The organism is Streptomyces sp. NPDC058662, assembly GCF_042716255.1.
In the GTDB taxonomy this organism is placed as follows: domain Bacteria; phylum Actinomycetota; class Actinomycetes; order Streptomycetales; family Streptomycetaceae; genus Streptomyces.
On record NZ_JBHXRU010000042.1, the window covers coordinates 12744 to 25965 of the forward strand.

The following is a 13222-nucleotide window of genomic DNA, read 5'->3' on the forward strand; positions in this document are numbered from 1 at the left end:
CGGCCCTCACCCGCGCCGGCCGTCGCGGCCGCGGTCCCGGTCGCGGGGGCGGAGCAGGTCGCCCGGTTCCAGGTCCCCGTCGAGGAACCGCCCGGCGACGAAGCCGACGGCCCCGAGGGCGGCCACCAGCAGGAAGGCCCCGAAGCCGCCGAAGTATCCGGCGAAGCCCAGTGCCATGCCGGCCACCAGGCCGACGACAGCCATGCTCATTGCGGGACTCCTCTCGGCTACTGGAGCCGGGACTCCGGCTCCTCGTCTTCCTCGTCGGGCAGTTTGACGTCGCTGACGGCGATGTTGACCTCGACGACCTCCAGGCCGGTCATGCGCTCGACGGCCGAGATGACGTTCTCACGGACCGCCCGGGCCACGTCGCGGATCGACACGCCGTACTCGACGACGATCTCCAGGTCGAGGGCCGTCTGGACCTCGCCGACCTCGGCCTTGACGCCCCGGCTGACGGCTGCCTTGGATCCGCCGGGGACCCGGTCGCGGACGGCGCCGAAGGTACGGGAGAGGCCGCTGCCGCTGCCCATGGCATGGACACCGACCACCTCGCGGGCGGCCAGTCCGGCGATCTTCTCGACGACCCCGTCGGCGATGCTGGTGCGGCCCCGGTCGCCGGGGTCCTTGGCGGGGCTCCCCGATGCGGATTCGGTCATCGCTTGTCCTTAGGAGTGAGGCGGTCCTGCTCGGTAGGGACTCCCGACCACCGTAAGCGGGCCGGTCCGCCGACGCGCCCGGGACTGCTCCGGTCGGCCCGGACAGGTACCGCTGCCTTTCTGCCCCGCTTGTGCCCGCGTATGCCGCCGCCCCGCTCCCGTGGCGGGAGCGGGGCGGCGGCGGTGGGCGCTCGGTGTGCGCCCGGAGTCGGTCGGCCGGGCCGCGTCAGTCGGACAGGCCCGCGAGGTCGCGCAGGCGGCGGGCCTGGGCGGCGCGCTCGGCGGCGCGCTGGTCGTCGTAGGCGCGGGTGGGCGCGCCGCGCAGCAGGCCCTTGGTCTCGATCACGGCGTCCCGGGGGGCGGCGAGCAGGGCGGTGGTGAGGTCCTGGACGGCGGCGTCGAGCTCCTCCGCGGGGACCACGAGGTTGGCGAGGCCGACCCGCTCGGCCTCCTCGGCGTGCACGGAGCGGCCCGTCGCGCAGATCTCCAGCGCGCGGGCGTAGCCGACGAGGGCGGTCAGGGGCTGGGTTCCGGCCAGGTCGGGGACGAGGCCCAGGCTGGTCTCGCGCATGGCGAACTGCACGTCGTCGGCGACCACGCGCAGGTCGCACGCGAGCGCGAGCTGGAAGCCGGCGCCGATCGCGTGCCCCTGCACCGCCGCGACGGAGATGACGTCATTGCGCCGCCACCAGGTGAACGCCTCCTGGTACTCGGCGATGGTGGCGTCGAGCAGTTCGTCCGAACCGCGTGCCAGGTCGAGGAAGGACGGCTCGCCCTCGAAACCTTCGGGGGTGAACGCCTGCCGGTCGAGCCCGGCGGAGAAGGACTTGCCCTCGCCGCGCAGCACGACGACACGGACGGTGCCCGGCAACGACCGTCCGGCCTCCGCCAAAGCCCGCCAGAGCGCGGGGGACTGGGCGTTTCGCTTGGCCGGATTGGTCAGTGTCACCGTGGCGACCGTGTCGTCGACGGTGAGTCGTACGCCGTCCTTGTCGAGCAGAGCCATCCGTATGCCTCCGGTGTGCAGTCGGCCGTGGACTCGGCCTAAGTGACTGCACAGTAACCACCCAGCCGACCGGGAGGCCGACCGGGGGTCACCGAAGGAACCGTTGGAACGATGGAGCTTGTGAGACCTTTGACGCCGGTGAGATGGTGCGACGCTGGGCCCGGGGAGGTCAGGCTGTAGCAGCCTTCTTGCCGCGCGTCGCGCCTCCGCGACCACGCAACGAGACCCCGGACTCACTGAGCATCCGGTGGACGAATCCGTAGGACCGGCCGGTCTCTTCGGCCAGCGCCCGGATACTCGCACCGGAGTCGTACTTCTTCTTCAGGTCTGCCGCGAGCTTGTCGCGCGCGGCGCCGGTTACCCGGCTGCCCTTCTTCAGAGTCTCGGCCACCCGTGCCTCCTCGTGGGAAGTGCGCTCTGGACTTCTCATGATCACCCCTCCCCCGCTTCCTGGCCACCCATTCAGCAAGGTCGGTACGACGGCATTTCCCGAGCGGTGGACGCGCGAGCAGAACGGAATCTCCTCTTCCGCCGCATGACCTGCGTCACACTCCCCGGCCCTTCGGGGGAATCGCCAGGTCAGGACCGGGGAGCCGGGAAACGGAAGGCCCCGGCGACGCCTCTCGAAAGAAGCGGCCGGGGCCCTCGTGCGACGCGCAGCGGTACGAGACCGCCTCACTCAGATGATGGATCACCCCTGAGCCGAATGATCCATAAGGAACTGGATCAGAAGCGGAACGGCTCAGGCCAGGGCCACGAGGTCCCGGTAGTCCGGTCCCCAGAGGTCCTCGACGCCGTCCGGGAGCAGGATGATGCGCTCCGGTTCCAGCGCCTCGACGGCCCCCTCGTCGTGGGTGACGAGGATGACGGCGCCCTTGTAGGTGCGCAGCGCGCCCAGGATCTCCTCGCGGCTGGCCGGGTCGAGGTTGTTCGTGGGCTCGTCGAGCAGCAGGACGTTCGCGGAGGACACGACCAGCGTGGCCAGGGCGAGGCGCGTCTTCTCGCCGCCGGAGAGCACCCCGGCGGGCTTGTCGACGTCGTCGCCGGAGAACAGGAAGGAGCCGAGCGTCTTGCGGACGGCCACCAGGTCCAGGTCCGGGGCGGAGGAGCGCATGTTCTCCAGGACCGTGCGCTCCGGGTCCAGCGTCTCGTGCTCCTGGGCGTAGTAGCCGAGCTTGAGGCCGTGGCCGGGGGTGACGACGCCCGTGTCGGGCTTCTCGGTGCCCGAGAGCAGGCGGAGCAGGGTGGTCTTGCCGGCGCCGTTGAGGCCGAGGATGACGACGCGGGAGCCCTTGTCGATGGCCAGGTCGACGTCGGTGAAGATCTCCAGCGAGCCGTACGACTTGGACAGGCCCTCGGCGGTCAGCGGGGTCTTGCCGCAGGGCGCCGGGTCGGGGAAGCGCAGCTTGGCGACCTTGTCGGAGACGCGGACCGCCTCCAGGCCGGAGAGCAGCCGCTCGGCGCGCTTGGCCATGTTCTGCGCGGCGACGGTCTTCGTCGCCTTGGCGCGCATCTTGTCGGCCTGCGTGTTCAGCGCGGCGGCCTTCTTCTCCGCGTTCTGGCGCTCGCGCTTGCGGCGCTTCTCGTCGGCCTCGCGCTGCTGCTGGTAGAGCTTCCAGCCCATGTTGTAGACGTCGATCTGGGAGCGGTTGGCGTCCAGGTAGAAGACCTTGTTCACCACGGTCTCGACCAGGTCGACATCGTGGGAGATCACGATGAAGCCGCCGCGGTAGGTCTTCAGGTAGTCCCGCAGCCAGACGATGGAGTCGGCGTCGAGGTGGTTGGTGGGCTCGTCGAGGAGCAGGGTGTCGGCGTCCGAGAAGAGGATCCGGGCGAGCTCCACGCGACGGCGCTGGCCGCCGGAGAGGGTGTGCAGCGGCTGGCCCAGCACCCGGTCGGGCAGACCGAGCGCGGCGGAGATCGTGGCGGCCTCGGACTCCGCGGCGTACCCGCCCTTGGTGAGGAACTCGGTCTCCTGGCGCTCGTACTGGCGCAGGGCCTTCTCGCGGGTGCCGCCGGCGCCGGTGGCGATGCGCTCCTCGTTCATCCGCATCTTCTTGATCAGCACGTCGAGGCCGCGCGCGGACAGGATCCGGTCGCGGGCCAGGACGTCGAGGTCGCCCGTGCGGGGGTCCTGCGGCAGGTAGCCGACCTCGCCCGAGCGGGCGATGGTGCCGGCGGCGGGCTGGCCCTCCCCCGCGAGGCACTTGGTGAGCGTGGTCTTGCCGGCCCCGTTGCGGCCGACCAGGCCGATGCGGTCGCCCTTGGCGACGCGGAAGGAGGCGGACTCGATGAGGACGCGGGCGCCGGCGCGCAGCTCGACGCCGGTGGCGGTGATCACGGAAATACTCCAGGGCGGTGGGGACGGCGGAAGGGGGGCAGGACGCGCAAGCTTCGACGCCGCTAATCCGCGAGGAGATTTGCCATGGGAGTCATTCTACCGGGGGTGCGCAACTACTTTGCGGGCCGCCGGACAGCCGACCGCCCCGCCGGGGGCTCCTCCCCGCGTCCCCCGTCCGGCCGAAGCCCCGTACGTGCACCCGGGACGCGGATCAGGACGAACGGGTCGATACTCACCGCAGGGGCGGCCACGTGGATTCGAGGGCGGTGCGGGATGCAGTTCGACGACGACGCCAATCTGGACACCTCCGACGTCAAGGATGTGCGCGGCAGCCGCATCCCCGGCGGGCGGGCCACGGTCGGCGGCGGCGTCGTCGGCCTCATCGCCCTGGTCCTGGGCCTGCTCTTCGGCGTCGGCCCGGACCAGCTCGGACTGTCCACGGACGAGCAGGAGCCGGCGCCCGCCGCCTCCTCCGTCAGTGAGCTGGAGCAGTCCTGCAGGACCGGGCGGGACGCGAACGCGCGGGAGGACTGCCGGCTGGCGGCGGTGGCCAGGAGCACCCAGGACTTCTGGAAGGGGGAGATCACCGAGCGCGGCGGCCAGTACGCGCCCGCGTCGACGGTCTTCTTCGACGAGCGGGTGAACACCGCCTGCGGCGCGGCGACCGCGGCCGTCGGCCCCTTCTACTGCCCCGCCGACCGGCAGGTCTACCTCGACCTGGACTTCTTCCAGGACCTGCGGACCAGGTTCGGGGCGAACGGCGGCCCCTTCGCCCAGGCGTACGTCGTCGCCCACGAGTACGGCCACCACATCCAGAACCTGACCGGGACGCTCCAGCGCGCCCAGGACGGGCGGCAGGGCGCGAACAGCAACGCGGTCAGGGTCGAGCTCCAGGCCGACTGCTACGCCGGCGTGTGGGCGCGCAACGCGACGACCACCCCGGACCGCGGTACCGGGCGCCCGCTGATCACCAGCCTGACCGACCAGGACATCCGGGACGGGCTGGACGCGGCGGCCGCGGTCGGCGACGACCGGATCCAGGAGAAGCTCCAGGGCCGGGTCACCCCGGAGTCCTGGACCCACGGCAGCGCCGAGCAGCGCCAGCAGTGGTTCTACCAGGGCTACCGCACGGGTGACATGGCCCGGTGCGACACCTTCCGCTGACTGTCGGCGGCGCCTGCCATGCTGTGACGTGGGTCACCGTCACGAGAGGGAGTGATCGTCATGGCAGGCGTTCCGTCCATCTGTCCCACGCTGGTCTACCGCGATGCGAAGGCGGCCATCAAGCTGCTGACCGAGGCCTTCGGGTTCAGCCAGGTCGCCGTGTACGAGGGTGAGGACGGCTCCGTGGTGCACGCGGAGCTGGCGTACGGCAACGGTGTGGTGATGCTGGGGAGCAAGGGCACCGGCGGGGTCTTCGACAAGGCCATGGGCGACGCGGGGCCGTCGGGGGTGTACGTCGTCGTGGAGGACGTGGACGCCCACCACCGGCGCGCCGCCGAGCACGGCGTGGAGGTCCTGATGGAGCCGACCGACCAGGACTACGGCTCCCGGGACTACATGGCCCGGGACGGCGAGGGCAACATCTGGAGCTTCGGGACGTACGCGCCGCAGGTCTGACGTAGGCCTCGCCGCCTTGACGTACGCGTCGCCGCTTTGACGTACGCGTCGCCGCTCCGGGGTACGCGTCACAGGACCCGACGTACGCGTCGCGGGCCCGGTACGCGCCGAAGCTGTGACGGGCGCGCCGCCGGCCCCCGGGTCGGCGGCGCGTCCGTGCCGCTACGCGCGTTACACCCCGCCGGTGTGGACCTGGAAGGCCGCGCGGCGGACCGCTTTGGCCAGCGCGGGGTCGGGGTGGGCCGCCGCGAGCGCGACCAGTACCTGCACGGTGCGCGGGTGGCCGACGGCACGGACCTCGTCGAGCAGCCGGGGCACCGTGGTCCGTACGGCCGCGTCGAGGTGGCGGGCCAGCAGCTCGGCCTCGCCGTGGTCGGCGATGGCCGCCGCGGTGTCGACCCAGAGCCAGGTCGACTCCTCGGGCGTGAGGACGTCCTGGGCCTCGTCGGGGTCGACCCCGTCGTGCTCGGCGAGCCAGAGCAGCGCGTAGGGGCGCAGGGCGGGCTCGCGGACGGCGGCGCGCACCTCGGGCTCGGCGGGCGCGCCGACGACCCGCAGCGCCTCGAAGGCGAGACCGCGCAGCAGCGCGTCCTCCCCGCGGGCGGCGTGCAGCAGCTCGCTGACCGCGTGGCCGACCGGCCGGGCGGCGAGCCAGGCCCGGTACTCGGCGCGGGCGGGGCCGGGGGTGAGGCGGGCGCAGCCGTGCAGCATGGCGGCGGCGGACTGCTCGATGTTCCCGGCGGGGCTCTGCGCGGCTACGCAGATCTGCTCCAGTTTGACCCAGACCGCCCAACTGCCCAGCGGGGTCAGGGTCGCGCGGGCGGGGCCGAGGGTCACGGCGTCCACGGCGGCGAGGCCGCCGAGCGCCCAGCGCAGCAGCCGGGCGAGCGGGACGGGCGGGGAGGCTCCGGCGGCCGGCGCCGCGGGGTCCGCGCCGGCGCCCTGCGCGCCCGCGTCGTACGGGACCTCGCAGCGCTCGTCGCGCAGCTCGGTGACGCGCTGCCCGAGCAGGTCGAGCAGGTCCGGAACGCTCACCGGGCCGGCGGACAGCTGGAGCAGGGACAGGAGTTGAGGCATGGCCTCGACGACCTCCGCGACGGCGGCGGGGGCGATGTCGGCGGGGGCGGGGTGGACCAGCGACCAGGCGTCGAAGAGCGCGACCCAGCCGCGCAGCACGGCCGCGTCGTCGCGGTCCCAGGCCCGCAGCCGCCAGCCGGGTCGGGCGTGGCCGCCGTGCACCTCGACGAGTCCGGCGAGCCGGGCGCGGTCCCAGCCGACCCGGATCTGCCCGTGGGTCAGCTTCAGCTCACCGGCGGCCCGTTCGACGTCGACCGGCGCCAGGGCGCCGGAGGGCGCGGCCCGGCCGCCGTCCCCGGCGCCGAGGTTCACCTCGGCCCAGCGGGTCAGGCGCACGGCGTCCGCGAGCGAGGCCCTGGCGCGGTTCGCCAGGTCCGCCGTGGCCGGTGTGCCCGCCGGTGGTCTCGGGGCGGGGCGGGTGCGTCGGTCGGTCACCGCCTTGCGGGCCGCGGCGACGGAGCGCGGGGAGACGAGTCGGAGTCTGGAGTCGCGAGCCAACTGCTCATCAGGCTTTCGGGACGTCACGGAAGCAGTCTCGCCCGTCACTGGCCGAAAGCCCAAACGGAACTGTCCGTTACTGCTGCTCGCCCGGGGCACAGACCGGGACAACCCGGCCGCCACGCCTCTACCGGCACACGGCCTTCACATGAGGGGGGTGAGGAAGCGGCGCAGAACCTCCTCGTACGCGGCGGGGTCGGCGTTCCACATCGCCCCGTGGCCGGCGGCCCGCACGGTGTGCAGGGTGACCAGGTCGGGGCGGGCGGCGGCGAGCCGGCGCGAGGGGTCCCAGGGGGCGAGAGCGTCGTCCGGGCCGTGGAAGACCAGGACGGGGACGCGCAGCGCGGCGGGGTCCGAGCCGGGCGCCGGGCGGTCGGCCCGCAGCCCCGCGCGGCTCTCGGCGGCCCGCACGGCGAGCGGCAGCACCGCGGCCGGGGTACGGCGCGCCGCGGCGAGCGCGCGCAGGGTCGTGTGCCAGTCGAGCACGGGCGAGTCCAGCACCAGCCCGGAGATGCGGCCGGCCAGCGCCGAGTGCTCGGCGGCGTGCAGCGCCATGGTGGCGCCGGTGGACCAGCCGTGCAGGATCACGCGGCGGGCCCCGTAGCGCAGGGCGTAGCGGATGGCGGCGTCCAGGTCGCGCCATTCCGACGCGCCGAGGTGCCCGAGGCCGTCCGGGGAGGCGGGGGCGCCCAGGTCGCCCCGGTAGGCGAGGTCCAGGACGGGCAGCCGGTGGCGGTGCAGGAAGGGCATGACGGCCATCGGGTGCTCGCGGCTGCCGCCGAGCCCGTGCACGGTGATGACCCAGGTGTCGCGGGCGGCGGGGACGAACCAGGCGGGCAGGGCGCCCAGCTCGCCGGGAACGTCCACGTCGGCGTGGTCGAGGCCGAGGGCGGTGCGCGGGTCGCCGAGGTGGACCTGGGGGGTGAGGGTGACGCGCGTGCCGGGGTCGAGGGAGCCGTGGGTGACGGCGAGGAGGCGGCGTACGACGGTGTCCCGGTCGTGGGGGGTCCCGTCCAGGACCGGTCCGACGACGGCGTGCACCCCCGGCGCGTCCAGGCCGTACGTACCGGGGCGCAGGGCGGCGGGGGCGCCCCCGGCCGGGGCCCGCCGGAGGGTGAGCGCGATCCGGTCGCCGGCGACGGAGTGGACGGTGAGCTGCGGCCCGCCGGGCAGCGGGTGTCCGGGCCGGTGCCGCAGGGCGGCGCCCGCGGCGTACCGGCCGGCCGCGACGGCGGCCGCGCCGGCGCCCAGGAGCGTGGTGGTGACGGCCGCTGCCGTCGCTGTCGCGGTACGCACCGCTCCAGTGTCGGGTCGCCGCATCCGGGGGGCCACCGGAGGAGAGCGCGCCGAGCGGGCCGCGGCGGGCGTGATCCATCTCTCTTCCGGGGGTGCGGACGGCGGTCGGCACAGGACCGGGATGCGGTGCGGAGGGGTTCATTCACCCGGCTTTGACGTGCATTAATCGATATATCTCCGCCAGAAACGGGACGAAGCTCGCGATCACGCGCCGGACCAGTACACCGGTCGGCCCGTGTCAGTTCATCTTCCGTTCATCCAGGTTGCTTACGGTCGCCGAGCCACTGACGTCAAACAGAAGCCTGGGTAAATGGAGCACATAACGCTTCTCCTCGGGATCGTGATCATCACCGCTCTCGTGTTCGACTTCACGAACGGTTTCCACGACACGGCCAACGCGATGGCCACCACCATCTCGACCGGCGCCCTCAAGCCCAAGACGGCGGTGGCCATGTCCGCCGTGCTCAACCTCGTCGGCGCGTTCATGTCCGTGGAGGTCGCCAAGACGATCTCCAAGGGCCTGGTCAACGAGGAGGGCATCCAGCCGGAAGTGATCTTCGCCGCCCTGGTCGGCGCCATCCTCTGGAACCTCGTCACCTGGCTGGTCGGCCTGCCCTCCAGCTCCTCGCACGCCCTGATGGGCGGCCTGATCGGGGCCGCCGTCGCCTCCGCCGGCATCGGCGCGGTCAACGGCAGCGTCGTCGTCACCAAGGTGCTGATCCCCGCGATCGCCGCGCCGCTCGTCGCCGGTCTGGCCGCGATGCTGGCCGCGAAGGTCACGTACAAGCTGGGCGGCAGGGTCGGCGAGAAGACCTCCGCGAAGGGCTACCGCACCGGTCAGATCGCCTCGGCCGGCCTCGTCTCCCTCGCGCACGGCACCAACGACGCGCAGAAGACGATGGGCATCATCACCCTGGCCCTCGTGGCCGGGAACGCCCTGCCCGCCGGCGCCAACCCGCCGGTGTGGGTCATCGTCTCCGCGGGTCTGGCCATCGCGATGGGCACCTACCTGGGCGGCTGGCGCATCATCCGCACCATGGGCAAGGGCCTCACCGACCTCCAGCCGCAGCAGGGCTTCGCCGCCCAGACCTCTGCCGCCAGCGTCATCCTGGCCTCGTCGAGCCTCGGCTTCTCCCTCTCCACCACCCACGCGTGCTCCGGCGCCGTCATGGGTTCGGGTCTGGGACGCAAGGGCGGGGTGGTCCGCTGGTCCACCGCCACCCGCATGTTCATCGCCTGGGGCCTGACGCTGCCGGCGGCGGCCCTGGTCGCCGCGGGCGCCGAGCTGGTCATGCGCACCGGTGACATCGGGATCGCCGCGGTCACCGTCTTCCTGGTCGGCTCCTGCTTCGCCATCTGGCTCATCTCGCGCCGCCAGGTCATCGACCACCACAACGTCAACGACGTGCAGCCGGTCGGCGCCGAGGAGGCGGGCGTGGTCACCACGGCCATGGCCGCCGTCGCCGTCCCGCCGACCGCGGCGGCCGGTACCACCGCCGCCGTGACCGACGAGGACCTGCGGGCCACCATCCCGGCCGCGACGACGACCCCGGCGGCTCCGGCCGCCGCGGTCTGACCGAGACAGACAGAGGAACGGCAGTATGAAGATCGACTGGGCAGCACTCGGCTCCGTCTTCGGGGTCAGCCTCTCCGCCACCGTCGCCCTCGTGGCCCTGTTCACCCTGGGCCTGGTGGGCCTGTCCAAGCACGAGGCCGCCACTGAGCAGGGCGGCGCCGCCACCCTGGCCCGCAGCGGCGCGTACGCCTGCTTCGCGCTGGTCGCGGCGGCCGTGGGCTACGGGATCTACCTGATCGTCGCCTGACCCGCGCGGCGGCGCGGACCGCATGCGCCGAGGCAGCTCCCCCCGGGTTCTTCCCGGGGGGAGCTTTCGCATGCCCGCCGGCTCCCTCGCCGCAGGTCAACGGCGAGTTGACGGGCGTTCTCGGTGCGTGGTGGACTGCCCGAGCCAATACGGCGGCATGGAGAGGAAGTCCGGTGCGATTCCGGCGCGGTCCCGCCACTGTCACCGGGGAGCGCACGCGACGCGTGAGCCCCGGGAGCCAGGAACTCTCGCCACCGGACACGTCGAACCAGGGCGCGGACCCTGAGTGAGGACATACCTGCCACCATGCGTGCCGATCGCGTTTTCGCGTACGGCGCCGCGGCGGGCCTGATCGGCGACCGGATCCTCGGGGATCCGCGCCGAGGGCACCCCGTGGCCGCCTTCGGACGAGCCGCCGCCGCGGTGGAGCGCGCCCTGTGGCGCGACGACCGCGCCCGGGGCGTCCTGCACACCCTGGTGTGCGTCGGGGGCGCGACGGCGATCGGTGCGCTCGGCGCCCGTGCCGTGCGCTCCGCGCCGCCCGCGGTCCGTGTCGCCGTGACCGCCGCCGCCACCTGGGCCGTCGTGGGCGGAACCTCGCTGGGCCGGGAGGCGCGGGCCGTCGGCGCGGCGCTCGCCTCCGGCGACACCGAGGCCGCCCGGCAGCGGCTGCCCCACCTGTGCGGACGCGACCCGCAGTCCCTGGACGAGCAGCAGATGGCCCGCGCCGTCGTGGAGTCCGTCGCCGAGAACACCTCCGACGCCGTCGTCGGCGCCCTCGTGTGGGGCGCGGCCGCCGGGGTTCCGGGGCTGCTCGCCTTCCGGGCGGTGAACACCCTGGACGCGATGGTCGGCCACCGGTCCCCCCGCTACCTGCGCTACGGCTGGGCCTCCGCCCGGCTCGACGACCTGGCGGGCTGGCCGGGCGCCCGGCTGACGGCGCTGGCCGCCGTCCTGGCCGGACCCGACCGGCGGGGTGCCGTACGGGCCTGGCGCGCCGACGCCCGCGCGCACCCCAGCCCGAACGCCGGCCCGGTGGAGGCCTCCTTCGCGGGGGCCCTCGGCGTACGGCTGGGCGGAACCCTGGCGTACGGGGGCCGGGTCGAGCACCGGGCCGTGCTCAACGGCGCGCGGGGGCGGGCGGTGGAGGTCGCCGACATCGAGCGCGCGGTGCGGCTGTCGCGGCGGGTGACCTGGCTGGCCCTGGCGGCCTGCGCGGCCGCCCGGCTGACGCTCGCGCGCGCGACGGCGGCCGGTACGGCGGCGTCGGCCACGGCGGCTACCGGCAGAGCGGCGTCCACATGGGCTTCCGGTACGGCGGCTTCCGGTACGACGAGGAGAGGACGCGCATGAACGGCGCGAAGCGCGGCGGCGGACTGCTCGTCGCGGGAACGACGTCGGACGCGGGCAAGAGCGTCGTCACGGCGGGCATCTGCCGCTGGCTGGCCCGCAGCGGCGTGAAGGTGGCGCCGTTCAAGGCGCAGAACATGTCGCTGAACTCCTTCGTGACGCGTGAGGGCGCCGAGATCGGGCGCGCGCAGGCCATGCAGGCGCAGGCGGCCCGGGTGGAGCCGACCGCGCTCATGAACCCGGTCCTGCTCAAACCGGGCAGCGACCGCAGCAGCCAGGTGGTGCTGCTGGGCAAACCGGTGGGCGAGATGAGCGCCCGCGGCTACCACGGGGGCCGCCAGGAGCAGTTGCTCGGCATCGTCACGGACTGCCTGGAGCAGCTGCGGGGCACGTATGACGCCGTGATCTGCGAGGGGGCGGGGAGTCCGGCCGAGATCAACCTGCGCCGGACCGACATCGTGAACATGGGGATCGCGCGGGCCGCGCGCTTCCCGGTGGTCGTCGTCGGCGACATCGACCGGGGCGGGGTCTTCGCCTCCTTCTTCGGGACGACGGCGCTGCTGTCCCCCGAGGACCAGGCGCTGGTCTGCGGCTACCTCGTCAACAAGTTCCGGGGCGACGTCTCCCTGCTGGAGCCGGGCATGGAGATGCTGCGCGGTCTCACGGGCCGGGCGACGTACGGGGTGCTGCCCTTCCGGCACGGCCTCGGCATCGACGAGGAGGACGGCCTGCGGGTCTCGCTGCGCGGCGCCGTGCGGGAGTCCGCGGTGACGCCGCCCGTCGGCGAGGACGTGCTGCGGGTCGCGGTGTGCGCGGTCCCGCTGATGTCGAACTTCACGGACGTGGACGCCCTCGCCGCCGAGCCGGGCGTCGTCGTGCGGTTCGTGGACCGGGCGGAGGAACTGGCCGACGCCGACCTGGTGGTGGTACCCGGCACCCGGGGCACCGTGAAGGCCCTCGCCTGGCTGCGTGAGCGCGGTCTCGCGGACGCCCTGGCGCGGCGGGCCGCCGAGGGCCGCCCGGTGCTGGGCATCTGCGGCGGGTTCCAGGTGCTGGGCGAGCACATCGAGGACGAGGTCGAGTCGCGGGCCGGCTCGGTGGCGGGTCTCGGACTGCTGCCCGTACGGGTGCGGTTCGAGGCGGAGAAGACCCTGGCGCGGCCGACCGGCCGGGCGCTGGGCGAGCAGGTCTCGGGGTACGAGATCCACCACGGCGTGGCCCGGGTGCTGGGCGGCGAGGCCTTCCTGGACGGCTGCCGGGTCGGGTCGGTGTGGGGCACCCACTGGCACGGCTCGCTGGAGTCCGACGGCTTCCGCAGGGCGTTCCTGCGCGAGGTCGCGGAGGCCGCCGGGCGGCGCTTCGTACCGGCCCCCGACACCTCCTTCGGGACCCTGCGCGAGGAGCAGTTGGACCTGCTCGGCGATCTGATCGAGGAGCACGCGGACACGGACGCGCTGCTGCGGCTGATCGAGACCGGCGCGCCGGCCGGGCTGCCCTTCCTCCCGCCGGGCGCGCCGTGAGTCCCCGGCGGGGCTGGCCCCCGCCCGGTCCC

13 protein-coding genes and 1 riboswitch are annotated in these 13222 nt (G+C 73.7%); of the genes, 6 read left to right on the plus strand and 7 right to left on the minus strand.

Going from position 1 to position 13222, the window contains the following annotated elements:
- Positions 1 to 6: 6 nt before the first annotated feature.
- The 5 genes from ACFWUQ_RS17080 to ACFWUQ_RS17100 form a co-directional block, all read right to left on the minus strand.
- Complete coding sequence (locus ACFWUQ_RS17080; RefSeq protein ID WP_384538543.1) at positions 7 to 210, minus strand: hypothetical protein; 204 nt, start codon at positions 208 to 210, stop codon at positions 7 to 9.
- Between the two features lie 17 nt (positions 211 to 227).
- Entirely contained in the window at positions 228 to 659 is a 432-nt protein-coding gene (locus ACFWUQ_RS17085) for an Asp23/Gls24 family envelope stress response protein (RefSeq protein ID WP_384538545.1), read from the minus strand.
- A 226-nt stretch (positions 660 to 885) separates the two neighbouring features.
- Complete coding sequence (locus tag ACFWUQ_RS17090) at positions 886 to 1665, minus strand: enoyl-CoA hydratase/isomerase family protein (protein ID WP_384538547.1); 780 nt, start codon at positions 1663 to 1665, stop codon at positions 886 to 888.
- Between the two features lie 169 nt (positions 1666 to 1834).
- Positions 1835 to 2056, minus strand: a complete 222-nt coding sequence (locus tag ACFWUQ_RS17095; protein ID WP_030010789.1) for a helix-turn-helix domain-containing protein — start codon at positions 2054 to 2056, stop codon at positions 1835 to 1837.
- A 351-nt stretch (positions 2057 to 2407) separates the two neighbouring features.
- Positions 2408 to 4006: an ABC-F family ATP-binding cassette domain-containing protein gene (locus ACFWUQ_RS17100; protein ID WP_384538549.1), complete on the minus strand. Its 1599-nt coding sequence runs from the start codon at positions 4004 to 4006 to the stop codon at positions 2408 to 2410.
- A gap of 273 nt (positions 4007 to 4279) precedes the next feature.
- On the opposite strand from ACFWUQ_RS17100, the gene ACFWUQ_RS17105 reads away from it, so the two are divergent.
- Positions 4280 to 5170, plus strand: coding sequence for a neutral zinc metallopeptidase (locus tag ACFWUQ_RS17105; protein ID WP_384538550.1), 891 nt, complete (start codon positions 4280 to 4282; stop codon positions 5168 to 5170).
- Between the two features lie 60 nt (positions 5171 to 5230).
- On the plus strand, positions 5231 to 5626 hold the full coding sequence (locus ACFWUQ_RS17110) for a VOC family protein (RefSeq protein WP_384538551.1): 396 nt from the start codon (positions 5231 to 5233) through the stop codon (positions 5624 to 5626).
- Between the two features lie 171 nt (positions 5627 to 5797).
- On the opposite strand, the gene ACFWUQ_RS17115 is transcribed toward ACFWUQ_RS17110, so the two are convergent.
- Both ACFWUQ_RS17115 and ACFWUQ_RS17120 read right to left on the minus strand, forming a co-directional pair.
- The gene (locus ACFWUQ_RS17115; RefSeq protein ID WP_384538553.1) at positions 5798 to 7228 is read right to left on the minus strand and encodes a hypothetical protein; all 1431 of its coding nucleotides are present in this window, start codon (positions 7226 to 7228) and stop codon (positions 5798 to 5800) included.
- A 117-nt stretch (positions 7229 to 7345) separates the two neighbouring features.
- Positions 7346 to 8497: an alpha/beta hydrolase family protein gene (locus ACFWUQ_RS17120; protein WP_384538555.1), complete on the minus strand. Its 1152-nt coding sequence runs from the start codon at positions 8495 to 8497 to the stop codon at positions 7346 to 7348.
- Positions 8498 to 8807: 310 nt separating this feature from the next.
- Between ACFWUQ_RS17120 and ACFWUQ_RS17125 the strand changes: the two genes are divergently transcribed.
- From ACFWUQ_RS17125 to ACFWUQ_RS17140, 4 genes are all read left to right on the plus strand, one after another.
- Positions 8808 to 10073 (plus strand): anion permease, encoded by a 1266-nt coding sequence (locus ACFWUQ_RS17125; RefSeq protein ID WP_384538557.1) that lies wholly within the window; start codon positions 8808 to 8810, stop codon positions 10071 to 10073.
- Positions 10074 to 10098: 25 nt separating this feature from the next.
- Complete coding sequence (locus ACFWUQ_RS17130; protein ID WP_384538559.1) at positions 10099 to 10320, plus strand: hypothetical protein; 222 nt, start codon at positions 10099 to 10101, stop codon at positions 10318 to 10320.
- A 114-nt stretch (positions 10321 to 10434) separates the two neighbouring features.
- A riboswitch (cobalamin riboswitch) is annotated at positions 10435 to 10591 on the plus strand.
- Positions 10592 to 10626: 35 nt separating this feature from the next.
- Positions 10627 to 11673, plus strand: coding sequence for a cobalamin biosynthesis protein (locus tag ACFWUQ_RS17135; protein ID WP_384538561.1), 1047 nt, complete (start codon positions 10627 to 10629; stop codon positions 11671 to 11673).
- On the plus strand, positions 11670 to 13190 hold the full coding sequence (locus ACFWUQ_RS17140) for a cobyric acid synthase (protein ID WP_384538563.1): 1521 nt from the start codon (positions 11670 to 11672) through the stop codon (positions 13188 to 13190). Before ACFWUQ_RS17135 ends, ACFWUQ_RS17140 begins: the two co-directional genes overlap by 4 nt.
- Positions 13191 to 13222 lie beyond the last annotated feature (32 nt).